At 71.3% G+C, this 25,035-nt stretch carries 28 protein-coding genes; 7 read left to right on the forward strand and 21 right to left on the reverse strand.

Annotated elements, in window-relative coordinates; translation table 11 throughout:
* Positions 1–36 precede the first annotated feature (36 nt).
* Positions 37–1,242: an NHL repeat-containing protein gene (locus tag HD597_RS48455; protein ID WP_253753748.1), complete on the forward strand. Its 1,206-nt coding sequence runs from the start codon at positions 37–39 to the stop codon at positions 1,240–1,242.
* On the opposite strand, the gene HD597_RS48460 is transcribed toward HD597_RS48455, so the two are convergent.
* Positions 1,239–1,457: a DUF4229 domain-containing protein gene (locus HD597_RS48460; protein WP_253753750.1), complete on the reverse strand. Its 219-nt coding sequence runs from the start codon at positions 1,455–1,457 to the stop codon at positions 1,239–1,241. The two genes, HD597_RS48455 and HD597_RS48460, sit on opposite strands and share 4 nt — an antisense overlap.
* A 257-nt stretch (positions 1,458–1,714) precedes the next feature.
* Between HD597_RS48460 and HD597_RS48465 the strand changes: the two genes are divergently transcribed.
* Positions 1,715–1,936 carry a BldC family transcriptional regulator gene (locus HD597_RS48465; RefSeq protein ID WP_026214226.1) on the forward strand — a complete coding sequence of 74 codons (222 nt, stop codon included), beginning with the start codon at positions 1,715–1,717 and terminating at the stop codon, positions 1,934–1,936.
* A 209-nt stretch (positions 1,937–2,145) separates the two neighbouring features.
* Here HD597_RS48465 and HD597_RS48470 read toward each other — a convergent pair whose 3' ends face one another.
* Together HD597_RS48470 and HD597_RS48475 are read right to left on the reverse strand one after the other, a co-directional pair.
* Complete coding sequence (locus tag HD597_RS48470; RefSeq protein ID WP_253753752.1) at positions 2,146–2,388, reverse strand: hypothetical protein; 243 nt, start codon at positions 2,386–2,388, stop codon at positions 2,146–2,148.
* A gap of 10 nt (positions 2,389–2,398) precedes the next feature.
* Positions 2,399–3,358: a hypothetical protein gene (locus HD597_RS48475; RefSeq protein WP_253753754.1), complete on the reverse strand. Its 960-nt coding sequence runs from the start codon at positions 3,356–3,358 to the stop codon at positions 2,399–2,401.
* Positions 3,359–3,749: 391 nt separating this feature from the next.
* On the opposite strand from HD597_RS48475, the gene HD597_RS48480 reads away from it, so the two are divergent.
* Positions 3,750–4,043, forward strand: a complete 294-nt coding sequence (locus HD597_RS48480) for a PLD nuclease N-terminal domain-containing protein (RefSeq protein ID WP_253753756.1) — start codon at positions 3,750–3,752, stop codon at positions 4,041–4,043.
* 6 nt (positions 4,044–4,049) lie between these two features.
* On the opposite strand, the gene ccsA is transcribed toward HD597_RS48480, so the two are convergent.
* The 13 genes from ccsA to HD597_RS48545 all read right to left on the reverse strand — a co-directional run bounded on the left by ccsA (position 4,050) and on the right by HD597_RS48545 (position 17,368).
* Positions 4,050–5,066, reverse strand: a complete 1,017-nt coding sequence (gene ccsA / locus HD597_RS48485; RefSeq protein ID WP_253753765.1) for a cytochrome c biogenesis protein CcsA — start codon at positions 5,064–5,066, stop codon at positions 4,050–4,052.
* Positions 5,056–6,615, reverse strand: coding sequence for a cytochrome c biogenesis protein ResB (resB, locus tag HD597_RS48490; RefSeq protein WP_253753767.1), 1,560 nt, complete (start codon positions 6,613–6,615; stop codon positions 5,056–5,058). The genes ccsA and resB overlap by 11 nt, the downstream gene beginning before the upstream one ends.
* A complete protein-coding gene (locus HD597_RS48495) occupies positions 6,615–7,337 on the reverse strand; it encodes a cytochrome c biogenesis CcdA family protein (RefSeq protein ID WP_185110867.1) in 723 nt (240 codons plus the stop codon). The genes resB and HD597_RS48495 overlap by 1 nt, the downstream gene beginning before the upstream one ends.
* On the reverse strand, positions 7,330–7,908 hold the full coding sequence (locus HD597_RS48500) for a TlpA family protein disulfide reductase (RefSeq protein ID WP_253753769.1): 579 nt from the start codon (positions 7,906–7,908) through the stop codon (positions 7,330–7,332). Before HD597_RS48500 ends, HD597_RS48495 begins: the two co-directional genes overlap by 8 nt.
* A gap of 71 nt (positions 7,909–7,979) precedes the next feature.
* Positions 7,980–8,618, reverse strand: coding sequence for a histidine phosphatase family protein (locus HD597_RS48505; protein ID WP_253753771.1), 639 nt, complete (start codon positions 8,616–8,618; stop codon positions 7,980–7,982).
* A gap of 57 nt (positions 8,619–8,675) precedes the next feature.
* The gene (locus HD597_RS48510) at positions 8,676–9,596 is read right to left on the reverse strand and encodes a LysR family transcriptional regulator (protein ID WP_253753773.1); all 921 of its coding nucleotides are present in this window, start codon (positions 9,594–9,596) and stop codon (positions 8,676–8,678) included.
* Between the two features lie 260 nt (positions 9,597–9,856).
* Positions 9,857–11,146: a glutamate-1-semialdehyde 2,1-aminomutase gene (gene hemL / locus HD597_RS48515; RefSeq protein WP_253753775.1), complete on the reverse strand. Its 1,290-nt coding sequence runs from the start codon at positions 11,144–11,146 to the stop codon at positions 9,857–9,859.
* Between the two features lie 37 nt (positions 11,147–11,183).
* Positions 11,184–11,825 carry a bifunctional DNA primase/polymerase gene (locus HD597_RS48520; protein ID WP_253753776.1) on the reverse strand — a complete coding sequence of 214 codons (642 nt, stop codon included), beginning with the start codon at positions 11,823–11,825 and terminating at the stop codon, positions 11,184–11,186.
* 165 nt (positions 11,826–11,990) lie between these two features.
* A complete protein-coding gene (hemB, locus tag HD597_RS48525; RefSeq protein WP_253753778.1) occupies positions 11,991–12,974 on the reverse strand; it encodes a porphobilinogen synthase in 984 nt (327 codons plus the stop codon).
* A complete protein-coding gene (locus tag HD597_RS48530; RefSeq protein WP_253753780.1) occupies positions 12,971–14,485 on the reverse strand; it encodes a bifunctional uroporphyrinogen-III C-methyltransferase/uroporphyrinogen-III synthase in 1,515 nt (504 codons plus the stop codon). The genes hemB and HD597_RS48530 overlap by 4 nt, the downstream gene beginning before the upstream one ends.
* 35 nt (positions 14,486–14,520) lie before the next feature.
* On the reverse strand, positions 14,521–15,441 hold the full coding sequence (gene hemC, locus HD597_RS48535) for a hydroxymethylbilane synthase (RefSeq protein ID WP_308210850.1): 921 nt from the start codon (positions 15,439–15,441) through the stop codon (positions 14,521–14,523).
* Complete coding sequence (locus HD597_RS48540; protein WP_253753782.1) at positions 15,438–16,694, reverse strand: glutamyl-tRNA reductase; 1,257 nt, start codon at positions 16,692–16,694, stop codon at positions 15,438–15,440. The genes hemC and HD597_RS48540 overlap by 4 nt, the downstream gene beginning before the upstream one ends.
* Positions 16,691–17,368 (reverse strand): redox-sensing transcriptional repressor Rex, encoded by a 678-nt coding sequence (locus HD597_RS48545; RefSeq protein WP_253753784.1) that lies wholly within the window; start codon positions 17,366–17,368, stop codon positions 16,691–16,693. Before HD597_RS48545 ends, HD597_RS48540 begins: the two co-directional genes overlap by 4 nt.
* A gap of 115 nt (positions 17,369–17,483) precedes the next feature.
* On the opposite strand from HD597_RS48545, the gene HD597_RS48550 reads away from it, so the two are divergent.
* Positions 17,484–17,720, forward strand: coding sequence for a glutaredoxin family protein (locus tag HD597_RS48550; RefSeq protein WP_253753786.1), 237 nt, complete (start codon positions 17,484–17,486; stop codon positions 17,718–17,720).
* Here HD597_RS48550 and HD597_RS48555 read toward each other — a convergent pair.
* Positions 17,710–19,179, reverse strand: a complete 1,470-nt coding sequence (locus HD597_RS48555; protein WP_253753788.1) for a putative quinol monooxygenase — start codon at positions 19,177–19,179, stop codon at positions 17,710–17,712. The genes HD597_RS48550 and HD597_RS48555 overlap by 11 nt on opposite strands.
* Before the next feature lie 179 nt (positions 19,180–19,358).
* Between HD597_RS48555 and HD597_RS48560 the strand changes: the two genes are divergently transcribed.
* From HD597_RS48560 to HD597_RS48570, 3 genes are read left to right on the forward strand one after another with little or no spacing between them, the layout of a single operon-like run.
* A complete protein-coding gene (locus tag HD597_RS48560; protein WP_253753790.1) occupies positions 19,359–19,997 on the forward strand; it encodes a sigma-70 family RNA polymerase sigma factor in 639 nt (212 codons plus the stop codon).
* Positions 19,998–20,056: 59 nt separating this feature from the next.
* Positions 20,057–20,692, forward strand: a complete 636-nt coding sequence (locus HD597_RS48565; protein ID WP_253753792.1) for a DUF5667 domain-containing protein — start codon at positions 20,057–20,059, stop codon at positions 20,690–20,692.
* A gap of 30 nt (positions 20,693–20,722) precedes the next feature.
* On the forward strand, positions 20,723–21,580 hold the full coding sequence (locus HD597_RS48570; protein WP_253753794.1) for an HAD family hydrolase: 858 nt from the start codon (positions 20,723–20,725) through the stop codon (positions 21,578–21,580).
* Between the two features lie 7 nt (positions 21,581–21,587).
* On the opposite strand, the gene HD597_RS48575 is transcribed toward HD597_RS48570, so the two are convergent.
* The 4 genes from HD597_RS48575 to HD597_RS48590 form a co-directional block, all read right to left on the reverse strand.
* Complete coding sequence (locus tag HD597_RS48575) at positions 21,588–22,598, reverse strand: LCP family protein (protein WP_253753796.1); 1,011 nt, start codon at positions 22,596–22,598, stop codon at positions 21,588–21,590.
* A 2-nt stretch (positions 22,599–22,600) separates the two neighbouring features.
* Positions 22,601–23,179, reverse strand: coding sequence for an RNA polymerase sigma factor (locus HD597_RS48580; protein WP_253753799.1), 579 nt, complete (start codon positions 23,177–23,179; stop codon positions 22,601–22,603).
* 58 nt (positions 23,180–23,237) lie between these two features.
* Entirely contained in the window at positions 23,238–24,035 is a 798-nt protein-coding gene (locus tag HD597_RS48585) for an SDR family NAD(P)-dependent oxidoreductase (RefSeq protein WP_253753801.1), read from the reverse strand.
* A 74-nt stretch (positions 24,036–24,109) separates the two neighbouring features.
* Positions 24,110–25,033: a lysophospholipid acyltransferase family protein gene (locus tag HD597_RS48590; RefSeq protein WP_372513573.1), complete on the reverse strand. Its 924-nt coding sequence runs from the start codon at positions 25,031–25,033 to the stop codon at positions 24,110–24,112.
* Positions 25,034–25,035 lie beyond the last annotated feature (2 nt).

Here is a 25,035-nt window from a genome sequence, read left to right on the forward strand (position 1 = left end):
CAGCATGACTACCGAACGTCTGCTAGATATTGGCGAATGCTTGCCCGTGCCGCCCTTGCGGCGATCATCGCCTCGGCCCCCGTCCCGCACGCGCGCGTCGTGTCGGCCGACCCGATCGACAGCACCCCCCACGTGCTCGACGGCATCGTCAACGCCATCGTCGTCGTCGGCCGCACCGTCGTCGTCGGCGGCTCGTTCAGCGAAGTGAGCGACGCGTCCCGCACCACGATCCATCCGCGCGACAACCTGTTCGCCTACGACCTGGTGACCGGCCGCGTCCTGCCTGGCTTCGCGCCGAGCATGGCCGGCCCCGTCTACGGCCTGGCGGCCGGCGACCGCGGCACCGTCTACGTGGGCGGGGAGTTCCACGGCGTCGACAACCGCAGGGCTCGCGGCCTGGCCAGGCTCGACCTGGCCGACGGCGCCCTGGTTCCGGGCTTCCAGCCGCGCATCGGCGGCGGCATGGTGACCGCGCTGGCCAGGCAGGGCCGGCACCTCTACGTCGGCGGTGACTTCACCAGCCCGCGCACGGCGCTGGCCAGGCTGGACGCCGACACCGGCACGCCCGACGCCGGCTTCGACATCGAGCCCGGCGCGCCGCTGACCTCGCGGGCGAAGGTCTACGCGCTGGCGGTCTCGGGCCACCGGCTCGCGGTGGACGGCACGTTCACCACGCTCGACGGCCACTCCCGGCCACAGCTCGGGCTGATCGACATCGGCGCGGCGGCCGCCAGGGTGGCGCCGTGGCGCACCGACGCGTACGCGCGCAAGTGCAGCAGCGCGTTCCCCTCCTATGTAAGGGGCCTCGACTTCTCCCCCGACGGCCGCTATTTCGTGGTCGTCACCACAGGCGGCGCCAAGGGCGGCATCTGCGACACGGCAGCCCGGTTCGAGACCTACGCCAAGGGCTCCGCCATCCGCCCCACCTGGGTGAACAGCACCGGCGGCGACTCGCTCTACTCCGTCGCGGTGACCGGCGCGGCGGTGTACGTGGGCGGGCACCAGCGCTGGCTGGACAACCCGGAGGGCCGCGACTCCGCGGGCCCGGGCGCGGTGTCACGGCCCGGCATCGGCGCCATTCATCCGAGCACCGGAAAGGCCCTCAGTTGGAATCCCACGCGGGAGCGCGGCATCGGCGTGAAGGCGTTTTACGCGCACGCCAGTGGACTACTTGTCGGTAGTGACACAACGAGACTCGGACGGGAGTACCATGCCCGGATTGGCATGTTCCCCCTGCCCTAGTCGTTCTGTGGCTTGGGCCGGTCGATCTTGTCGCTGAGACGCGCACTCATGGTGTCGCGCTGCTTGGACAGCAAGACGTAGCTCGCGATGCCACTGATCACAAATGAAGCGACGATCAGCCAGAACGGGTTTTGCAGTCCTAGCAGCCAGAGGACACCCAGGGTCACGACGAACAGGCCGATCCGCGACGCGGTGTAAACGAGAACGGGACGCACGGGTTCGAGGTTACTCGGACCTGCGTAGCGGTCGCTCTTCGCATCGGACGCGAGCACTGCTACTGTTCCCAGTTAGGGAGTTTCGTAAAGAAACACCCACGAGAGCCCCAAAGAGGCTCTATCATATAACAATCGGGCAGTCAGCTGATAACAACCCGTGATCTTTGTAGAAAACCACGGATAAATCAGGCTTCGCTCGACACACTGGTTACCTGTCCGCCCGCTGGCAGGAAGCGGGATGCGAGGGGGAGAGATTGGTGGAGAGTAGCAGCGAGCGTCTGCTGACCCCAGGAGAGGTTGCCGCCCTCTTCCGGGTAGACCCAAAGACGGTTACGCGCTGGGCTGCGGCAGGCCGCATCAGCAGTATCCGCACCCCCGGAGGGCACCGGCGCTTCCGCGAGTCGGAAGTCCACGCCCTTCTCCGAGGCGAGGACGTTCTCACGGCCGACAGGCCGGCAGGTGAGTCCCCGCGCGTCTGACGTTCCGTCTAGTCGGTGATCCTGCACGGCGGGCCGCATGAACAGCGGTCCTCCCCGCCAGGATCACCGCTGGCGGAACCCACTGTTCGCGTGCCCTCCCGGCCACACTTCCGTACGGGAACGGCACGGGGCGGCGCCAACCGCCGACCGTGGCTGGCGCCTGTCCGTTGGCCCGGACCGGGCCGCGCACTCCCCCTGCCGCCGCCCGGTCAGGCGTCCTCCTGCCTCGCCTTGAACGCCAGGAACTCCCGCTCCAGCTCGTCGTTCTCCTCTTCCCAGCGCCGGCGGCGCAGCTCCGCCTCCTCCTCGGTCAGCGACTCCGGCAGCCACTGCTCGTAGTCGGGGTCACCGGGCTGGACCTCGACGTAGGCGTTGCCGATCAGAAGACCGTCCTGGCTGGTCAGGCTCTGCGGTACGCGCAAGGTCCCGTCCGCGAGCCGGATGACGTACATGGCCGATCACCTAGATTCCGTAGCGCCGGTTGAAGAACAGCATGATGTCGAGCGCCATCCGCGTGTCACCGCCGAGCATGTCCACCAGGGCCGGGCGCTGGCGCGAGGCGATGGCGGCGAAGGCGTCGGCGAAGAACTCCTTGCGGCCCAGCCCGCCTCCCTGCCGGTGGAACGTCGAGGCCAGCAGCGGGACGGCCGTGTCGTACAGGCGCACGAACTCCGGCGAGTCGGACACCCAGTCGCCGTACGCGGCGTCGATGTCGTCGATGGCGTGGCCCACCTCGTGCATCATCACGTCGGGGGTGGGCGAGGGGCGGTCGCCCACGACGATCTTGCGGTCGCCGTACGCGCCGGCGCAGATGTCCCAGGTCGCCCGGCTGGACGGGAGCGGGGCGCCGCGCAGGTAACCCATGTCGTCGAGGTCCGGCACGCCGCCCGGGCCGACGTAGATGCCCTCCAGGCCCGAGGCGAGCAGCTCCTTCAGCCGCTCGGGCAGCCTGGCCAGGCTCTCCACCGCCCTGATCACGTCCGCGGACGGCCGGCCCTGCCTGGCGTCCCACTGCCGGTGCAGGATCGGCTCCAGCCGGCCGCAGTGGCGCAGGCCGTCGCCCAGCGAGGGCGCGTCCGGGCGATGGGGGCGGGCCCGCAGCGGCTCGTCGGTGAGCTCGAAGTCGTCCCAGGTGTAGCGGGGGCGGTCGACCACGACGGCGGCGGGAAGGCGCTCGCCACGCTCCCGCACCTCGAACGCGTCCCAGCCCGCCCCCAAGTCCCGCTCGCGCCCCGTGTGGGCGTCGCGGACCGTTCCCGGACCGCGCTCGCGGCCGCTGAAGGCGTCCCGGACCGTTCCCGGGCCGCGCTCGCGGCCGCTGTAGGCGTCGCGGACCGTTCCCGGACCGCGCTCACGACCCGCCGAGCCGTCCCGGCTCGCGGCCGGGGAGCGGGTGTCCCGGCGGCCGTCGAGGGGCCACATCGAGCGTTCCGGTCCGTCACCCGCGGGCCACATCCTCGTGTCCTGCGCACCGGACGGCCTTCCCCTCTCGCCGGGCCGTGCCGCCCGGTGCGGCTGATCGCCGCGGTTGTCGCGCGCGTCGGACCAGAACGAGCGGTCGGCGTCGGAGCGGGCCTCGCTGCGACGCGAGAAGAGGTACGAGCCGCGCCGCCACCAACGGCCACGCCGATGCCGTCCTCTGTCGTTGGGTCCCCTGTCGGAAGAAAAGGCCATCGCACCCCTCAACGCCACGTGGAGCCCCGTGGACACCGACGCATCGGCTTCCACCGTACGACGCCGATCTTCCGCTAGTCACCCGAAATGGGACATCGGGCAGCACGATCACGCCGAATCATGGCTTACAGTTCGGGACATGGCAGGTGTTCTGATCGGCCTGGCGCTGCTGGCCTTCTGGCTCTTCTCACTGTTCGACGTGGTCACCACACCCGAAGACGAGGTACGGAGCGTACCGAAGCCTCTGTGGATCCTCATCGTCGTGCTCATCCCGCTGCTCGGCGGCGTCGTGTGGATGGCGCGCGGCCGCCCGCGCGCACCGCGCGCGGCCTGGCCCGTCCCCCCGGGCCCGGGCGCGCCGAAGGGACCGGACGACGACCCCGACTTCCTGCGTGACCTCGACCGGCGGATGCGCGGCGACGACGTCTCCTAGCCTCTCCTAGTCCACGTCGGCGTAGCTGTGCAGGCCGTCGATGAAGATGTTGACCCCGATCAGGTTGAACAGGAGGCAACCGAACGCCACGAGCTGCACGATGGTCGCGGCCTTCCCCCGCCAGCCCGCCGTCACCTTCGCGTGCAGGTAGGCCGCGTAGGCCACCCACGTGATGAACGACCACACCTCCTTGGGGTCCCAGCCCCAGTAGCGGCCCCACGCCCGGTCCGCCCAGAGCGCGCCCGCGATCACGGCGAACGTCCACAGCGGGAAGGCGAACACGATCGCCCGGTGCGCCACCTTCTCCAGGTCGGCGCGGGACGGCAACCGCGACTCCCCCTCGCGACGCACCAGGTAGAGCACGCCGGCGACGCCGGCCAGCGTCAGCAGCCCGCTGGCGACGATCGCCGCGGTGACGTGGATGGCGATCCAGTACGAGTTCAGCGCCGGCACCACCGGGCCGGCGGCCGTGTAGAACACCTTGACGGCCAGCCCGAGCCCGAGCGCGGCCGTGACCATGACGAACCCGCCCAGGAAGCGCACGTTGTGGCGGAGCTGGGTGCCGAGGAACGCGGTCACGGCGGCGAAGCAGATCGCGACGACGAACTCGTACATGTTGCCCCACGGCCACCGGTCCACGGCCAGGCCGCGGGTGACGATGGCGCCGAGGTTGGCGGCCCAGCCCAGCCAGGCGAGCACGAGCGCGACCATGCCGGCCTTGGCGCTCCCGCCCGACGCCTGGGCGGCGGCGGGCGCGCCCGGCGCCGCACCGTCCACCGCGCCGTCCACCGCGCCCTCCACGGGGCCGCCCCCCACGTCGGCGCCTTCACCGGACGACTCCGGCCCCGCGGCGCCGACCGTGACCGGCTGCTTGACCTCGGCCGGCCGCACCGCCCGTGCCCTGCCCTGGCGGGCCCGGCCGAACGCGAGGTCGATCGCGAAGAACACCATGGCGACGACGTAGAGCAGGACGGCTGCGACGACGAAAAGGTCGCTCAGCTCGGCGAGTTGCTCAGCGGACATCCTTTTCTCCTGCTGATAGAACCTTGACGATGTCGGAGAACTCCTCGGCGAAGCCCGCCGCGGAGCCCTCGGTACGGGTGAGGCCGCCCACCTCGACCCGGCCCTCGGAGACGCGCACGAAGACCCGCCGGCGGCGGATCATGAGCGAGAGCGCGATGGCCACGACGGCCGTGGCGCCGGCCGCCAGGGCGGGGAAGCGCCCAGGGTCGTAGGAGGTCTGGAGCGTGATCCACTCCTTGACCCCGGTGAACTCGAGCCTGCCCAGCCCGTCGGGCAGCTCCATGGACTGCCCCACGGCCAGCGGCTTGGGCGCGCTGGACCCCATGACCAGGGGCTTGAGCTTCTTCAGCACCTCGGGCTCGGCCAGCTCGTACACCGACTGCGGCCTGCCCGAGCGCACCCCCAGGTCGCCGGAGAACGCGCCGAGGATCTTCACCTCGGGGTTGAGCTCGCCGGGGAAGGCCGAGGCGTGGTCGCCGTCGGTCAGCGGCACGCTGGTGGGCAGGAACTGCAGCAGGAACCCGAGCTGCGACGGCTGGGCGTCGGGCACCTTGACGACGCAGCCCGAGGTCATCGTGGCCTTCTGCTCGATCAGGCAGGGCACGGGCCCTTCGAAGGCCACCTGCCCCTTCCCGTCGGTGACCTTGAACACTGGCGCGTAGCCGTTGCCGATGAGGTACATCTGCGTGCCGTCGACCTCGAGCGGCTCGTTGACCTTGAGCTCGTAGTCGCGGGCGGGCGAGGCCGGAGTGTCGCTGACCTTGAGGTGGGCCGAGTAGTCGAGCGCCTGCCCCCGCTTGTCGCCGGCGATCTGGTAGGCCACCTTGAACTCCGACAGCGTGAAGGAGAACGGCTGCAGCGACTCGGCCGACACCTGGTTGCCCGGCATGAACCGGTCGTAGGCGGCCACGGTGTTGGCGAACCCGTCGCCCTCGACGACCAGGACGTTGCCGCGGTAGCCGAACAGGGAGCCGGCGCCGATCGCCACCAGGATGCCGAGCAGGGCGACGTGGAAGAACAGGTTGCCGATCTCGCGCAGGTAACCCTTCTCCGCCGACACCCAGCCGTCGCCGGTGACGACGCGGAAGCGCAGCCTGCGCAGCTTCCAGGCGGCCTGGCTGACCCCGAGGTCGCTCTCGAACGAGGCCGAGTGGGGCAGGCGGGACAGGTTCTTCGGGGCCGCGGGCGGCTTGCGGCGCAGCTCGCGCACGAAGGTCGCGGTGCGCGGGATGATGCAGCCGATCAGCGAGGTGAACAGCAGCAGGTAGACGGCCGCGAACCAGGTCGAGCTGAACACCTCGAAGAGCTGGAGGCGGTCGTACCACTCGGCCAGCGCCGGGCTCTGCTCGTAGATCCGGGCGACCTTGTCGGGCTCGACGCTGCGCTGCGGCACCAGCGATCCGGGCACCGAGCCCAGCGCCAGCAGGAACAGCAGGATGAGCGCCGTCTTCATCGAGGTGAGCGTGCGCCATGCCCAGCGCAGCCAGGCCACCAGGCCGAACCCGGCCTGCTTGGGCGCCTGCTCCTTCTCCAGCTCCTGAACGCTCATCAGATCACCGGCTCGAACGCGCCGATCAGCCCCTGCATGGCGGCGATCATCTCTCCCCAGAGCCCGGTCACCAGGAGCACGCCGACGGCCACCATCATGCCGCCGCCGATCCTGGTGATCAGGCGTGAGTGCTTGCGGATGGCCCGGAACGTGCGCAGGGCCCTGCTGTAGGCCAGCGCAGCGCCCACGAAGGGCAGGCCGAGGCCCAGGGCGTACGCGACGGCCAGGAGCGCTCCCCGGCCCGCGCTGCCCTCGTTGAGCCCGAGCGTCAGCACCACGGCCAGCGTGGGCCCGATGCAGGGTGTCCAGCCCAGCCCGAACACCACCCCGAGCAGCGGCGCGCCCGCCAGCCCGGCGGCCGGCAGGCGGTGGATGCGCACGTCGCGCATCAGCCCGGGCAGCACGCCGAGGAAGGCGAGCCCGAGCACGATGGTGAGCACGCCGAGCACCCGGGTGATGACGTCGGCGTTGCCCAGCAGGACGGAGCCGAGACCGCCGAACAGCGCCCCGCTGAGCACGAAGACCAGCGCGAACCCGGCCACGAACAACGACGCCCCGAGCACCAGCCGCCCCCGCCTGGGGTCGGCGCTCATGCCCGTGACGTACGACAGGTAGCCCGGCACCAGCGGCAGCACGCACGGCGACAGGAACGACACCACCCCGGCCAGCACCGCGATCGGCACGGCCAGCAGCAGCGAGCCCGAGGCGACGACGTCACTCATCGCGCACCTTGGTCACCGCGTTCATCAGGTCGGTGTACTTGACGGCGCCCAGCGCCCTGGCCGCGATCCTGCCCTGCTTGTCGATGATCAGCGTGGACGGGATGGCCGCGGGCGGCACCGTGCCCTGGAAGGCCAGCGCGACCTTGCCGGGCTGGTCGAAGATGTGCGGGTAGCCGGTCTGCTCGGTGCGCTCGAACGCCTTGGCGTCGGCCTGGCGGTCCTTGAAGTCGACGCCGAGGAACTCCACGCCGCTGGCCTTGGTCTTGGCCGCGACCTCCTTGAGCACCGGCGCCTCGGCCCGGCACGGGCCGCACCAGGAAGCCCAGAAGTTGAGCACCACGACCTTGCCCTTGTGCGCGGCCAGCGAGGCGGTGGCGCCGTCGAGAGTCGGCCCTTCGACGGCGGGCGCCGGCTTGCGCTCGGCGGCCTCGAAGACCTGCATCTTCCCGTCACCCGCGACGAACCGGGTGTCGCCCGCCTGCGGCTGGCCGCCCGCGTTGCCGGCGCAGCCTGCCGCCAGCACGGCCAGCGCGGCCAGGGGGAGAACGAGGGAGAGGGACTTGGCGCGCACGGAGGAAGATCTCCTTGTACTACAACCGGTAGAGCTTGCAACTCTACCGGGGCACCCGCACGCTCCGGACATCAGGCCCCGGGGAGCGAGGGCCCCGTCTCCAGTGATCCGGCGGGCTCGCTGTAGCCGATGCTGATCAGGCGGTCGCCGTCGAAGGTCAGCGTGGTGAGGCTGGCCAGCGCGCACTGCCGGCGGCGCGGGTCGTGCCAGAGCCTGCGGCCCTCGGCGGCGCACCTGATGGCCCAGATCGGGAGCTGGTGGCTGACGAGCACCGTCTCGTGCCCGCGCGCCGCCGCCCTGGCCTCGTCGATGATCGACTTCATGCGCGCGACGATGACGGGGTACGACTCGCCCCACGACGGGCGCAGCGGGTTGTAGAAGTAGCGGTAGTTGCGCCAGTCGCGCAGCACGCCGAGGCCCTTGCCCACGATGCGGCCCTGCAGCAGGTTGCCCGCCTCGATCAGGCGGACGTCCTGGACGATCTCCAGGCCGAGCTTGTCGGCGAGCGGGGCCGCCGTCTCCAGGGCGCGTTCGAGCGGTGAGCTGAACAGCTTGACGATGTCGCGGCCGCCGACGGCCTTGGCGACCGTCTCGGCCATGAGCTGACCTGTCTCGGACAGGTGGTAGCCGGGCAGCCTGCCGTACAGGACGCCTCCGGGGTTGTGCACCTCACCGTGGCGCAGCAGGTGGACGACGGTGGTTTCAGCCATGGTGCGCACAGCCTATCCGCTCGCCCCGGCCGCGCGGCTCAAGGCCCCCGGCCGGTGTCAGTTGACCGCCCAGGCGTTCTCCTGCTTCCTGCTCGACTCCGTCAGCGCCTCCACCATGGCCCTGATGGCCGGGCGGCGGGCCGCGTCGGTGCGCCACACCGCGTAGATGCGCCGCGACTGGCGCGGCAGCAGCGGGACGAGCCGCGCGCCGTCGGGCACGCAGTCGCGGCCGAGCCGCGGCACGATGGCGCAGCCCAGACCTGCGGCGACGAGCGCGAGCTGCGTCGGGTACTCGTCGGCCATGCACGCGATCACCGGCTCCAGCGAGGCGCTGCGCAGCGTGAACACCAGCCAGTCGTGGCAGACGGTGCCCGGGGAGCCGCTGATCCACTGCTCGCCGCGCAGGGCGGCCAGCTCGATCTCCCGCTCGCCCGCCAGCGGGTGGCCGGCGGGCACGGCCACGTCGGCCACGTCGTCGAGCAGAGTGGCCTTGGACAGGCCCTCGGGGATGGCCATGGGGCGGTTCAGCCAGTCCTGGATCACGCCCAGGTCCAGCTCGCCCCTGGCGACCTCGCGCACGACCCGCTCGGGCTCGCGCTCGTTGAGCTGCACCCACAGGTCGGGGTGGCGCTGCTTGAGCGAGACCAGCGCGCCCGGCATGAGGCCGCGGACCGCGGTGGGGAAGGCGGACACGTTCAGCCGGCCGACCACCTCGCCGCGCAGCGCCTCGAAGTCGGCCTCGGCGGTCTCGACCAGGGCGAGGATGCGCTCGGCGTGCTCGGCCAGCAGCCCGGCGGCGTCCGTCAGGCGCACGCCGCGCCCGTTGCGCTCCATCAGGCGGGCGCCGGTCTCGCGCTCCAGCTTGGCGATCTGCTGGGAGACGGCGGAGGGCGTGACCATGAGCGCGTCGGCGGCCGCGCCGACCGACCCGTAGACGTGGACTGCGTGAAGAGCCTTGAGCCGGTTCAGGTCCAACATGTAAGTCAGCCTAAACGGTTTAGCGTAGAAAGTCTCGCTTGTCGTTGAATGTGTAGCAGACGAAAATAGTTGCATGAGAATCCTGAAGACGAAGAAGCAGCAGACCAGCTCCGTGTCGTACCTCAAGGCCCTCGCCGAGCAGGCTCGCGAGCAGCGCATCCGCTACCAGAAGCCGGCTCGCTGAACAGCGGGACGGGCGGGCACGCCGGGTGCCAGGACCCGCCGCCCCGCCCGCACTCGTCAGGCGCCGCGTGCCGCCGTCACAGCACGGCGGCGGCCGCCTCCGCCGCGGCGGGAAGAGCCTCGGCGACCCGGCCCAGAGCCTCGTCGTCGTGCGAGGCCGACAGGAACCACGCCTCGTAGGCCGACGGCGGCAGGTAGACCCCCCGGTCGAGCATGGCGTGGAAGAACGCGGTGAAGGCCGCGGTGTTCTGCGTCTTGGCCTCGGCGAAGCTCGTCACCTCGGCGTCCGTGAAGAAGATCGAGAACAGGTTGCCCGCCCGCTGCAGCCGGTGCGGCACCCCCGCCTTCGCCAGTGCCTCCGAGGCCAGGTCGCCCACCTTGAGCGCCGCCGCGTCGACCCGCGCGTACGCCTCGGCGTCCAGCGCCCGGAGCGTGGCCAGCCCGGCCGCGCAGGCCAGCGGGTTGCCGGACAGCGTGCCCGCCTGGTAGACGGGCCCCTCGGGCGCGAGGTTGGCCATGACGTCCGCCCGGCCGCCGAACGCCGCCGCCGGCAGGCCGCCGCCCATGACCTTGCCGAACGTCATCAGGTCGGCGTCGACGGGGTCGAGGCCGTACCAGCCCGCCGCGGAGACGCGGAAGCCCGTCAGCACCTCGTCCACGATGAGCAGCGCGCCGTTGGCGGTGCACAGCTCGCGCAGGCGCGCGTTGAAGCCGTCGCGCGGCGGGACGATCCCCATGTTAGCGGGGCACGCCTCGGTGATCACGCACGCGACGTCGGCCGCGGCGAAGGCCTCCTCGACGGCCGCGAGGTCGTTGTACGGCAGCACGATCGTGTCGGCCGCCGACGCTCCCGTCACTCCAGGCGTGTCGGGCAGCCCGAACGTCGCCACCCCCGACCCGGCGGAGGCCAGCAGCGCGTCCACGTGCCCGTGGTAGCAGCCGGCGAACTTGATCACCTTGGACCGCCCGGTGAACCCCCTGGCCAGCCGCACCGCGCTCATCGTCGCCTCGGTGCCCGAGCTGACCAGCCGCACCTTCTCCACCGGCGCCACCCGAGCCACGAGCTCCTCGGCCAGCTCCACCTCGCCCCGGGTGGCGGTGCCGTAGGAGAACCCGCTCGCGACGGCGCGCTCGACGGCCTCCACGACGGCGGGATGGCGGTGCCCGAGGATCATCGGGCCCCAGGAGCACACCAGGTCGACGTAGCGGTTGCCGTCGACGTCGGTGATGTACGGCCCCTGCCCCGAGGCCATGAAACGCGGCGTGCCGCCCACCGAGTTGAACGCGCGCACCGGAGAGTTGACGCCCCCGGGCACGATCTCACGGGCGCGGGCGAACAGGGTCTCGGAGTTCTGTGTACGGCTCACCGGGCTAGGTTATCCGCCCACGGCGCCGGCCCCGAGGTCAGTCGGCCAGCCACTCCAGGATGCGCAGCGGGTCGGGCAGGGGCCGGCCGTCCGGCGGGCGCAGCCAGGAGACGGCCTGGCCGCTCGGCAGGGTCGAGGGCGGGGCGAGCACGTAGCTGTCGCGGCAGTGCCAGCGCAGCCCCGGCGTGTCGTCGATGGTGGCGGGGTCGCAGTCGAGCTGGCACGACCACCACTCGTCCTCGTCCTCAGGGTTGCCCCTCGTTGCCACGTAGAACAAGACCCGGTCGCCGTTGGCGGCGACCGGGCCTGAGTGGGCGTCGGCGGCGTCGATCCGGGTGAGGGCCGACAGGCCGACGGTGAGGGGTACGTCGAAGACGTCGAACACGCGGCCCGTGGGCAGAATCACATTGGCCTCGGGCTCGGCCTCCCACCAGCGCGTGAGCAGAGCGGTGTCGGTGGTGGCCTGCATGTGCCAGGCCGGCGAGAGCGGATGGGCCCCCGGGTCGGGACAGCCGACGCGGTCACAGGAACACGCGCGCGGCCCCTGTGGCAGCGGATGGGCGCCCGGCACGACGGGCCAGCCCAGGGCGGCGTACTCGAGCACGGCCGAGATGCGTGTCGGCCGTGCCTGTTTCTGGGCCCGCTTTCTGGTACGCCGAGCCAGTGGTACCCCCACCATGGTGTCTCCCGTTCGACTCACAGCGCCTGAGGAGGCCCCGACACCGGACGGAACGGCAGCCGCGTCGAGCAGCCTGCCGCAAGCACCTACGCACACGCGGGACACACCAGCACTTGTCATGCAACTCTAACCCACGGGCCCCATGGGTTGACGGGAAACCCCTTGTTAGAGCCGTCGAGCCGCTTCCGTAGCCCAGTATGTCAAGATCAGGTCGGCGCCGGCCCGCTTGATCGCGACCAGCGACTCCATGATCATGCGCTCGCGGTCCACCCAGCCGTTGGCCGCGGCGGCCTCGATCATCGCGTACTCGCCGCTGACCTGGTAGGCGGCCACCGGCACGTCCACCTCGGCGCGGAAGCTCGCGATGACGTCCAGGTAGGCCAGCGCGGGCTTGACCATGACCGCGTCGGCGCCCTCCGCCAGGTCGAGGCGGACCTCGCGCAGCGCCTCCTCCAGCGGGCCCGCCGGGTCCTGCTGGTGGGTGCTGCGGTCGCCGAACTGCGGCGCGCACTCGGCGGCGTCGCGGAACGGGCCGTAGAAGGCGGAGGCGTACTTGGCGGAGTAGGCCAGGATCGGCACGTTGCCGTGACCGGCGGCGTCGAGGGCCGCGCGGATCACGCCCACCTGGCCGTCCATCATGCCGCTCGGCGCCACCATCTGCGACCCGGCCTCGGCCTGGGCCACCGCGACCGAGGCGTAGCGCTCCAGCGTCAGGTCGTTGTCCACGTCGCCGGACGGGGTGAGGATGCCGCAGTGCCCGTTGTCGGTGAACTCGTCGAGGCACGTGTCGGCCATGACCACGATCGAGTCGCCCACCTCGGCCACCACGTCGCGCAGCGCCACCTGCAGCACCCCGTCGGGGTCGTCGGCGGCCGAGCCGCGGGCGTCCTTCACGGCCGGGATGCCGAACAGGATGACGCCGCCCACGCCCGCCGCGGCGGCGTCGTGGGCGGCCTTGCGCAGCGAGTCGCGGGTGTGCTGGAAGACGCCCGGCATCGAGGCCACGGGCTGCGGCTCGGTGATGCCCTCCTTGGCGAACATCGGCAGGATCAGGTCGGCCGCGTGCAGCCTGGTGCCCGCCACCATCCGGCGCAGCGCGGGGTTGCGCCGCAGCCGCCGGGGGCGGGAGACGGGGTATTGCGCGCTCATTTGGCTCTCCTCCTGGCGCCCCGGCGGTTCTGGGAGGGCCGGCGCGGCGTGTCGCCCGCGGCCAGGGCCGCCTGGCGCTGCTTGGCTCCGAACTCGGCCACCGCGGCGGCCAGGGCGGAGGCTGACGGCGTGTCGGCCATGACGTCGACCCGGAGCCCGAACTCCTCGGCCGTCTTGGCCGTCTGCGGCCCGATGACCGCGATCACGGTGACGTTGTGCGGCTTGCCGGCGATGCCCACGAGGTTGCGCACCGTGGAGGAGGACGTGAAGAGCACGGCGTCGAAGCCGCCGCCCTTGATGGCCTCGCGGATGGGCGCGGGCGGCGGGGCGGCCCGCACGGTGCGGTACGCGGTGACGTCGTCGCACTCCCAGCCCAGCTCGGTGAGCCCGGCCACGAGCGTGTCGGTGGAGATGTCGGCCCTGGGCAGCAGCACCCGGTTGATCGGGTCGAGCATCGAGTCGTACGGCGGCCACTCGGCCACCAGCCCCTCGGACGACTGCTCGCCGGAGGGCAGCAGGTCGGGCTTGACGCCGAACTCGACCAGGGCCCGCGAGGTGGCGTCGCCGACGGCGGCCACCTTGAGCCCGGCGAAGGCGCGGGCGTCGAGGCCGTACTCCTCGAACTTCTCGCGCACCGCCTTGACCGCGTTCGCGCTGGTGAAGGCCACCCACTCGTAGCGGCCGGTGACCAGGCCCTTGATCGCGCGGTCCATCTGCTGCGGCGTGCGGGGCGGCTCGACCGAGATGGTCGGCACCTCCTCGGGCACCGCGCCGTAGGCGATGAGCTGGTCGGACAGGGAGCGCGACTGCTCCTTCGTCCTGGGCACCAGCACCCGCCACCCGAACAGCGGCTTGGTCTCGAACCACGACAGCTTGTCGCGCTGCCCCACGGCCTCGCCGACCACGATCAGCGCGGGCTCGGTGAACCCGGCGTGCTTGAGGTCGGCCTGGAGGCGGCCGAGCGAGGACACGACGGTGTACTGCTCGGTGGTGGTGCCGCCGCTGCTGACCGCGACGGGCGTGGTGTCGGGCTTGCCGCCGGCGATCAGCGCCTTGCCGATGGGCACGGCGTCGCCGATGCCGTTGTAGATGACCAGCGTGCCGCGGCAGGCGGCGTGTGCGGCCCAGTCCTGCTCCTGAGCGGCGTCGACGATGCGGAACTCGGGCACCGCCGTCGCCGGCGGGATGCCCGCGTAGGTGAGCACGGCGGTGGCGGGCGGCACGCCGGGCACGATCTCGAAGTCCACCTCCGCCGCGGTGCAGGCCGCGGCCTCCTCGGTGATCGAGGAGAACAGCATGGGGTCGCCCTCGATCAGGCGGACCACGAGCTGCCCCCGTGCGGCGCGCTGCACGAAGTCGCCGCCGGAGAGCTCGGCGACCTCGACGCCTTCACGGCAGTGGCGCAGCAGCGGGGTTTGCGTTTCGACGTCGAGCACCACCACGTCGGCCTTGGCGAGCAGCTCGGCGGCGCGGAGCGTCAGCAGGTTGGGGTCGCCGGGACCCGCGCCCACGAACGCGACGAAACCGGAGGTTGGACTATCGGAGCTCAATGGGAATGCTCCCCCATCAATCTGTCGGCCCCTTCGGCGATCATCTCGGCCGCTAGGAGGCGGCCCAGGTTCGCAGCCTCCGAAGGAGAGCCGGCGGCGGACTTGCGGACCGTTTCGCGGCCGTCGATGGAGACGACCACAGCGGTCAGGTTCAGAGTGTGCCCGTCATCGACCGCGAACGCACCCACCGGAGCGGCGCACCCGGCCTCCAGGGAGGCCAGCAGGGCACGCTCGGCGGTCACCGCGGAGCGGGTCCGGGGGTCGTCGAGCACGCGCAGGAACTCGATCACGTCGGCGCGGTCGGCGCGGCACTCCACGGCCAGCGCGCCCTGGCCTGGCGCGGGCAGCAGCTCCTCGACCTCGAAGATCTGCGCGATCTCCGCGTCGCGGCCGAGCCGGTGCAGCCCGGCCGAGGCGAGCACGACCGCGTCGAGCTCGCCGGAATTGACTTTGCCGATGCGCGTGTCGGCGTTGCCGCGGATCGCGACGTACTGGAGGTCGGGGCGGAGCGCGCTGAGCATGGCGACGCGTCGCGGCGAGCCGGTGCCGACCCTGGCCCCGGGGGCCAGGTCGGCGAACTTGCGCGTGCCCACCAGCGCGTCACGGTGGTCGTGGCGGGCCGGCAGCGCGGCCAGCGTGAAGCGCGGGTCCTGCTTGGTCGGCAGGTCCTTCAGCGAGTGGACGGCAAAGTCGATCTCGTTCTCGATCAGCTTGTCGCGCAGCGCGCTGACGAACACGCCGGTGCCGCCGAGCTGCGCCAGGTGCGCCTTGGTGACGTCGCCGAACGTGGTCACGCCGACGAGCTCGACCGCCCGCCGGGTGCGCTCGACGTAGGCGTCGGCCACCATCTGCGACTGGGTGGTCGCCAGGAGGCTGCGGCGGGTTCCGAGCCGCAACGCGCCGGACCGCGACGTCACAGCTCCACCTCCCTCACGGCCTCGGGCACCTTCGGATCCAGATTGAACAACTCACGCAGGGCTTCCGCATAATGATCGCCCCCTGGGCAGGTGGCGAGCTGCTTGACACGCACAGTCGGCTCGTGAAGCAGCTTGTCGACGACCCGCTGGACGGTCATGGCGACCTCGTCCCTGGCCCGCTCGTCGAGCTCGGGCACGCGCATGAGCAGGCGGCCCAGCTCCGACTCGACCACGCCGGCCGCCTTGCTGCGCAACGCGACCACGGTCGGGGTGACCTTGGCGGCCCGCTCGGCGTCGAGGTAGGCGCGCAGCTCCTCGGCGACGAGGGCGCGTACGGACTGAACGGCGTCGCCCTCGCGCGAGCCGATGCCGGACTCCTGGATCGTCTCCAGGTCCACCAGCGTGACGCCGGGCACGGCGCGCACGGCGGGGTCGATGTCGTGCGGCAGCGCCAGGTCGAGCAGGAACGCGGGCCCGCCGAGCATGTCGGGCGTGACGATGTGGCGGCCCGCGCCGGTGCAGGTGATGACGATGTCGGCGGCGGCCAGCTCCTCGGCCACGGCGGCGAACCCGACCGCGCGCCCGCCGACGGACTCGGCCAGCCTGGCGCCCCGCTCGTACGTGCGGTTGGCCACGACGATGTCGCTCACCCCGGCGCGCGCCAGCGTGGCGGCGGCCAGCGAGCTCATCGAGCCCGCGCCGATCACCAGGGCGCGCCTGCCGGCCAGCTCGCCCGCCAGCGCCAGGCCCGCGGTGACGAGGGAGGCGCCGTGCTTGTCGATGCCGGTGTCGGTCTGGGCCCGCTTGCCGACCCGCAGCGCCTGCTGGACCAGCTCGTTGAGGGTGGCGCCGACGGTGCCCTGGCGCTGGGCCAGCTTGAGCGCCTGGCGGACCTGGCCGAGGATCTGGCCCTCGCCGACCACCATCGAGTCGAGCCCGCACACCACGGAGAACAGGTGCTCGACCGCCCGCTCCTCGTAGTGCACGTAGAAGTGCGGCGTCAGCTCCTCGACCGGGACGCCCGTGTGCACGCCCAGGAGGTCGCTGATGGCGGTGACGGCGGCGTGGAAACGGTCGACCGTGACGTAGACCTCGACCCGGTTGCAGGTCGAGACCACCATGGCCTCCGCGACGCAGGGATCCTGCTGCACGTCGTGCAGCAGCTTGACGAGCGCGTCGCCCGTCACCGAGACCCGCTCCAGCAACGCCACCGGCGCGGTGCGGTGGCTCAGCCCGATAGCCAGAACGCTCATTGACTGTCCACCGCCATGAGTGGCCCCCCAGCCTTGCGTTGCTCGTGGAACGCGAGAATCTGCAGTTCTATGGATAGATCGACCTTACGGACATCGACGCTGTCGGGCACGGTGAGCACGACGGGGGCGAAGTTGAGGATGCTGGTGACGCCCACGGCGACCACGCGATCGCACACTTCCTGCGCCGCTGCCGCCGGTGTCGCCAGAACCACGATCGAAACTCCCCGCCGTCTGATCACGGCTTCCAGCTCGTCGATGTGCTCCACATTCAATCCCGCGATGGTGTCGCCCACGACTTCGGGGTCTGCGTCCACGAGCGCCGCGACCCGGAAGCCTCTGGAGACGAAGCCGCCGTAGTTGGCCAGCGCGCGACCGAGGTTACCGACTCCGACGATCGCCACCGCCCAGTCTTGCGTCAGGCCGAGCTCGCGGGAGATCTGGTAGACGAGGTACTCAACGTCATAGCCTACGCCGCGCGTGCCATAGGAGCCGAGATGTGACAGATCCTTGCGCAACTTGGCGGAATTGACCCCGGCGGCGACGGCCAGGTCCTCCGAGCTGACGGTCGCGATGCCCCGCTCGGCCATCCCGTGGAGCGCCCGGAGGTACAACGGAAGCCTGGCGACCGTCGCCTCGGGGATACCGCGGTCACGGGGCGTGGACGGGCTCTTCACGTGCCGGTGCTCCAGGGTAGGGGCGGCTTGGGGACCGCGTGAACGGATTAGAACCGTCTTTCAGGTTAATCCCTTTGTGAACCGATGCACAAAGTCGGCGGGGTACGGTTACGTCATGCATCGCATCACCTTGCTCGGCAAGCCCGGCTGTCACTTGTGTGACGACGCGCGCGAGGTCATCGCCCGGGTCGCGGGCGAGCTCGGCGTGCCGTGGGAGGAGATCAGCATCGAGTCGTCCGCCGAGTTGCGGGAGAAGTACTGGGAGATGATCCCGGTCACCCTGATCGACGGGGTGCAGCACGACTTCTGGCGGGTGGACGAGGCCAGGCTGAGGGCCGCGCTCAGTAGCTGACGGTGGGCAGCGGCACCACCTTGGCGGCGTTCACGTCGAGCTCGATGACGTTCGTGGCCAGCACCATCGCCTGGCGCTCGTTGACGAACCGCTCCACGTGCGGCTGCCGCTGGTGGTCGCGGTAGGCGACCTCGTCGCGGTAGAGCTCGTAGACGATGCGCTGCAGCGGGGCCGACTTCACGGCGTGGCAGGCGTACACCAGCGTGTCGGGCTCGCCGCGGCGCACGGCCTCAACGGTGGCCTCGGCCAGCCGGTCGAACGCGTCGCCCGCGCCGTCCACGATCGTGAAGACGGTGAGCAGGCCGTAGATGTGCGGCGAGGGCCGGCCCGAACCGGGCTGCTGCTGGGCGGGTGAGAACAGGTCGGCGCCGGGGAAGACCGCTCCCGTCGCGGGGGCGGGCGGAGTCATGGGCGCGCTCGCGGGCGGGGCGCCGTTCATGATGTAGCCGGTCGAGGGGCCGTCGTCGAGCGGCGCGGCCATGCGGGCGGCGTAGTCGACCTCGCGCTGCCGGTAGCCCTCGTCGCCCGCGCGGTACTCGGCCACCAGATCCCCCAGCCCCGACGAGCGGCGCGGCGGCGCGGGCGGCAGGTCCGCGGCCGGCACCGGCTCCGGCATGCCCCGGTGGCCGCCCTGCTGCGGCACCTCGTCGCGGAACATCGGGCGCTCGCCGGGCGTCATCCGGTGCTCGTCCAGCGCGATGGGGCGCTCCTCGCGGCGCTGAGAGCGCTCCTCGCGGCGCGGGGCGCGCTCCTCGCGGTCGTCGTCGAAATCGTCCTCGTCGTCGTCCTCGTACGGCGCCAGCGGCCGCAGCACGGTGTACCAGACCGCGGCGGCGGCCACGGCCAGCAGCGCCGTGGTGAACAACCCCGGCACCGGGAACCGCATCGCGCCCACGAGCGCCAGCCCCGACGGGACGATGACCACGGTCGCGTGCAGGTTGTCGGTGTCGTACTCGTCGCCGTTGCGCCACTTGAGCCCGGCCACCACCAGCATCGCCAGCATGACGATCAGCGCGACCACGTGCGCGCCGGTCAGCAGGTAGCCGGGGAAGACGTTCCAGTGCGTCGAGGCGGTGGGCAGGGACTTGCCCATCTCCTCGGTCTTCAGTGGGTCCCAGACCATGATCACGACGGACACGAAGGTCAGCGCGATGCCGAGCAGCCATGCCAGGAACCTCGGCGGCACCTTCTCCGACAGCAGCTGCACCAGGCCGATGGCCAGCCACAGGGGTGCGATGAGCGATCCCGTCACCTGGTAGATCCGGAACGTGACGCCGCCGAAGCCGAAGAAGGAGCCGACGCCGATCACGCCCAGTGACAGGCACAGGCCCACGACTGCAACGGTCCAGGCGACCAGCCATCCCTCGGGCTCGTCGCGCAGTCGTTGGATCAGGGCACCGGCCGCGACGGCGGCCAGGAGCGCACCGGCAAATGCTATGACAGCAACGAGGATCTCCATGGTGACTCCAATGCTGCCGGACGATGCCTCCCAGCCGGTAGCCGAAGAGGGAACGGGTCGGTCCACCACGGTATCTGCCGATTACGCCTAGTCATGCATGACTTCCGTGGATTGTGGATTTTGCGGTTGATTTCTAGAGTGTTCGAGCACGCCGCACCCCTTACCCCTAGGGATACCGGATGCCTGACTCGTCGCCGTTCGCCGGGCTGCTTGCGCCAGCGGTCGCTGGACCTGCCCGGACGGGCGAGTTCGCCGTGCGCGAAGACGTCTCCGACGAGCTGCGCACGCTGGTGATGCACGCCAAGAACGGCTGCACGCAGTCCTTTGGCACGCTCTACGACCGCTACGTGGACCTGGTCTACCGCTACATCTACTTCCGGGTCGGCTCGCACCCGCTGGCGGAGGACCTCACCAGCGAGACCTTCCTTCGGGCGCTGCGCAGGATCGGCGACTTCACCTGGCAGGGCCGCGACTTCGGGGCCTGGCTCGTGACCATCGCGAGAAACCTGGTGACCGACCACTTCAAGTCGGGGCGCTACCGGTTGGAGATCCCGACGGGAGAGGTCATCGACGTTCCGCTCGACGGCTCGCACATCCCCGAGAACGCGGTGGTCACGGCCATCATCAACGACCGGGTGCTGCGAGCCGTACGAGATCTCAATCCCGAACAACAGGAATGCGTCGTCCTGCGCTTCCTGCACGGCCTCTCGCTCGCGGAAACCGCGCTGATCATGGGGAAGAAGAGTGGAGCGATCAAAGCGCTGCAGTTCCGTGCCGTACGAGCGCTGGCCAGGGCGCTCAAGCACGACCTGGCGTAACCTCCACCCTCCGCTCCTCGTTAGGCAGGTGTCATGGCCGCGTCGGTCAGGGAGCCGTCATGAGTAGCGCGCGCAGGCGGCGCGAACGCGTGCTGGAGCAGCTCACCGAGCTGCGGGAGCTGCCCATCGGCGGCGCTCCCGCGGCCGCGTTCAAGGAACGGCTGCGCGCCGAGCTGCTGTCCGGCGCCCTGGACCCCGAGCCCGAGCCGGCCGGCCCGGCACATCGCCGGCGCCGCCCGCGGCGCAGGCCGCTGCTGTCCCAGCTGTCCGCCGTGGGGCTGGCGGCGGCGCTGATGGTCTCCTCGTTCGCGACCTACCAGGCCGTGCCCGGCGACTCGCTGTACCCGCTCAAGCGCGCCGCCGAGACCACTCTCGTGCATCTCAGCTCCGACGACGCCCAGCGCGGCGAGCGCGAGCTGGACTCGGCCCAGACCCGCGCCAGGGAGGTCGCCAGCCTGCTCGGCTCCTCCGCCGACGGCCCGCTGGTCAAGAAGACGCTCAAGGACATGGAGGAGTCCACGCGGGCGGGCATCAGCAGGCTCGAACGGACCGAACCCCGCTCGCCGAAGATCAAGAAATTCGCGCAGGAGCAGGAGGAGGCCGTCAAGCCCATGCTCCAGGAGCTCGACGAGGACCAGCTCGCCCAGGCAGAGGGCTATCTCGACTACATCGAGGGTCTGGCCGCCCCTGAGTAGGTAAGTAAGCTGAAGCCCATGTGGCGGCTTATGCGACGACGACAGCAACCGCAGCCCGAGGTCGCCGGCGAGGTCGCGGCACAGGCGGCGGTCACCGTCGCGCCCGTCGAGCCGGACCTGCGGGCCGCGGCCTTCTTCGACGTGGACAACACGATGATGCGCGGCGCGTCGATCTACCACTTCGCCAGGGGGCTGGCCACGCGCGGGCTGTTCACCACGTCTGATTTGGTTAAGTTCGCGGTGGGGCAGGCGGTGTTCCGGCTGCGCGGCAACGAGAACCCCGAGCACATCGCGGTCGCCAGGGAGACGGCGCTGGCGTTCGTGGCGGGGGCCAAGGTCGACGACGTCGTCCGCCTCGGCGAGGAGATCTACGACGAGGTCATGGCCGACCGCATCTGGGGCGGCACCCGCGCGCTGGCCCAGCGCCACCTCGACGCCGGGCAGCGGGTCTGGCTGGTCACCGCGACGCCGATCGAGCTCGCCAGGGTGATCGCGCAGCGGCTCGGCCTGACCGGCGCGCTCGGCACGGTCGCCGAGACCAGCAACGGCGTCTACACCGGGCGGCTGGTCGGCGACCTGCTCCACGGGCCCGCCAAGGCCGAGGCGGTGCGCGCGCTGGCCCGCAGGGAGGGCCTCGACCTGACCTGCTGCACCGCCTACAGCGACTCGGCCAACGACCTGCCGCTGTTGTCGCTGGTCGGCACCGCCGTGGCGATCAACCCCGACAGCGAGCTGCGCGAGCACGCCAGGAAGCACGACTGGCAGATCAAGGACTTCCGCACCGGGCGCAAGGCCACGATGACGGCCCTGCCGATCGCGGCCGGCGTGGGCGCCGTGGCGGGCGGCGTGGCGGCGGGCATCGCCCTGCGCCGCCACTACCGCCGCTGACCGCCGCCTACTTGAGCGAGCCGAAGAGCTCGCCGGCCTCCGGCTGCTTCCACCGGACGCGGTTGGGATCACCCGGGTAGGGCTCCCAGGGCACCGACACGACCGTCATCCTGACCTCCTGGAGCTGCCTGCCCAGCTCGTACATCGCCTCCAGGCTCAGGTCCGTCCGCACGCCTTCGCGTACCTCGCCGAGGAATGCCTTGAGCCTGCCCGGGTCGGCGACCACCTGCCGCTGCGCCTTCTTCAGCATCGCCAGCACCAGTGCCTGCTGCCGCTTGATCCGCGCGACGTCGGAGCCGTCGCCGTAGTGGCGCAGCCGCGCGTAGCCCAGGGCCTGCTCGCCGTCGAGCAGGTTCTCGCCCGCCGGCAGCTTCAGCTTCGCGGCCCGGTCGTCCACAGGCTGTGGAAGCTTGACCGTCACGCCGCCGATGGCGTCCACCATGTTCTTGAACCCGCTGAAATCCACGTCGACCGTGTGGTGCAGCCGCAGCCCGGTCAGGCTCTCCAGCGTCGTCCTGAGGCAGGCCGCGCCGCCCACGGCGTAGGCCGAGTTGATCAGGTCGAGCCGGGCGGGCTGCGTCCCGCAGCGCGGGATCCGCACCATCGAGTCGCGCGAGATGCTGATCGCGGTGGCCCTGCCGCGGTCGGCGGGGACGTGCACGATCATGATGGTGTCGGACCGCTGGCCCACGTCCCGCCTGGCCGACTCGGGGCCGTACTTCTCGTTGCCCTCGCCCTCGCGCGTGTCCGAGCCGATCACCAGCACGTTCCTCGTGCCGCTCATGTCCACCGTGTCCGTCCCGGCGGGCGGCGCGGCCGTGTGCCGGACGGCGACGAACGCCACGGGCACCGCGACGGCGGCGGCCGTGGCCACGGCCACGAGACCGGCCGTCCACCATCCCGACCACCTGCGCCGGGGCCGCGCGCGCAGGAAGCTCTCGCGCCGGCGCACGAGCGTGGGAGGTGGCTGGTGCTCCAGCTCCGCCCCGAGGTCCCGGAGCAGCTTCAGGTCGTCCATCGTCACTCCTCCTCCATCGGGTTGGCGTCGCCGAGCGCGGCACGTACCTTCCGCCTGCCCCTGTTGAGGCGGGAGCGCACAGTTCCCACGGGGATGCCGAGCGCCCGCGCGGCCTCCTCGTACGTCAGATCGCCCCAGGCGATCAGCAGCAGCACGTCGCGGTCCTTGGCGGGCAGCGCGGCCAGCGCGCCCGCCAGCTCGGCCCGCACGGCCTGCGCGGTCACGCCGGCCGCCACCCGGTCGGCGGGCGACTCCACCTCGGAGTCCACAGGGGCACGCAGGAGGGCCCGGTAGCGGGCCGCCTCGGTGCGGTGGTGGCGGGAGATCAGCTTGGTGAGGATGCCGAAGAGCCACGGCCTGGCGTCCGCGTACGCCAGGTCGTAGCTCTTCCTGCGGGAGAACGCGACCAGGAACGTCTCACCGACCAGGTCCTCGGCGGGCTCGGGGCCGAGGCGTTTGGAGACGTACCGGTAGAGCATGGCGGAGTAGCGGTCGAAGAGCTCGGCGAAGGCCTCGGGTTCCGTCCACGAGGCTCGTACGAGGTCGGCGTCCGCACCCCTGACGGCGGGTTGCGTGATCATCTCCGCCCTTCTGTGGGGGATCGGTCACGGATGTCTTGCCACAACCCGCCGATCGGGTTCAGATCTCCTTGAGCTGGCCTCCGTCGATCACGAACTCCGCGCCCGTGGTGCTGCCCGAGCGGGGCGAGACGAGGAGCGCGACGGCGTCGGCGATCTCCTGCGGGTGGACGAGCCTGCCGGTGGCCAGCCCCATCATCGTAGGAGCCACCTCGCTGATCACGCTGTCCCTGTCGGCGCCGACCATGCCCGCGAAGACCTCGGCCGCGCCGCCCTCCTTCGTCCACCAGTCCGTCAGCACCGCCCCGGGCGTGACCGTGTTGACCCGCACGCCCTGCGGCGCGTACTCGGCGGACAGGGACTTGCTCAGCGCCAGGACGGCCGCCTTGGCCGCGCCGTAGTCGACGTTCACGACTCCGGCCTGCCTGCCCATGGTCGAGGAGACGTTGACGATCGCGCCGCCGCCCCGCTCCAGCATGGACGGCACCGCGGCCCGGATCATGCGCACGGCCGCGAACAGGTTGAACTCGAACATCGCCGCCCAGTCCGCGTCGTCCGGCGCCATGAACCCGGCCCGCGGCAGCGTCGCCCCGGGCGGCGGCCCACCGGCGTTGTTGACCAGGATGTCCACCCCGCCGAACTCCCCCACGGCCCGCGCGACGACCCGTGCGGGGGCGGCCGGGTCCATGAGGTCCACCGCGACGTGCCGCACCTTGGCCTCGGCCAGGGCGTCGGACGGCGTGCGGGAGGCGGCGACCACGTGGGCGCCCTCCTCGGCCAGGGTGCGGGCGACGGCCAGGCCGATGCCCTTGGACGCGCCCGTGACGACGGCGACGCGGCCGGAAAGCTGCAGATCCATGGGGTTCCCTTCGGTGTTCCGTGAAAATCCGTGCGAAGAACACCGGCGGGATCGGGGCGGTTGCACCCCGGCGGTCAGAGGAACGGCGGGAAGGCGTGGCCCCTGCGCAGCCGCAGCTCGTTGAGGAGCTGCTGGATGACCTCGCGCACGTGGTCGGTGAGGTTGAAGACGAGCATGGGGTCGTCGGCGGCGGACGGCTCGTACTCGTCGGTGCGGATCGGCTCGCCGAACTCGATCATCCACTTGGACGGCAGCGGCACCAGGCCGAGCGGCCCCAGCAGCGGGAAGAACGGGGTGATCGGCAGGTAGGGCAGCCCCAGCATCCTGGCCAGGGTCTTCAGATCGCCGATCTTGGGATAGATCTCCTCGGCCCCCACGATCGCGGTGGGCACGATGGGCACCCCGGCGCGGATGGCCGAGGCCACGAAGCCGCCGCGGCCGAAGCGCTGCAGCTTGTAGCGCTCGGAGAACGGCTTGCCGACGCCCTTGAAGCCCTCGGGGAAGACCCCGACCAGCTCGCCCTTGCGCAGGAGCCGGTCGGCGTCCTCGCGGCAGGCCAGCGTGTGGCCGGTCTTGCGGGCCAGGTGGCTGAGCAGCGGAAGCTGGTAGACCAGGTCGGCGCCGAGCAGCCGCAGCGGCCTGTCGGCCTCGTCGTGCAGCGCCACCTGCAACATGAGCGCGTCCAGCGGCAGCGTGCCGGAGTGGTTGGCCACGACCAGCGCGCCGCTGTCGTCGGGGATGTTCTTCAGCTCCAGCGTCTCCACCCTGAACCAGTGGGTGTAGAGCGGCCTGATGAGCTCGAGCACCACCTTGTCGGTCAGCTCGGCGTCGTAGCCGAACTCGTCGACCTCGTAGTCGCCCGTGATCCGCCTGCGCAGGAAGGCCAGCAGCGCGGCGAGCCGTTCGGCGAGCTCGTCGGCGGAGGGCTGCTGCTGCTCGAAGGACGGGGCCGCGCTGATGGGGATCACGCGGGCCTCCTCCCCGTGGGGGACGCTCACGC

It is taken from the genome of Nonomuraea thailandensis, assembly GCF_024172165.1.
Lineage (GTDB): Bacteria > Actinomycetota > Actinomycetes > Streptosporangiales > Streptosporangiaceae > Nonomuraea > Nonomuraea thailandensis.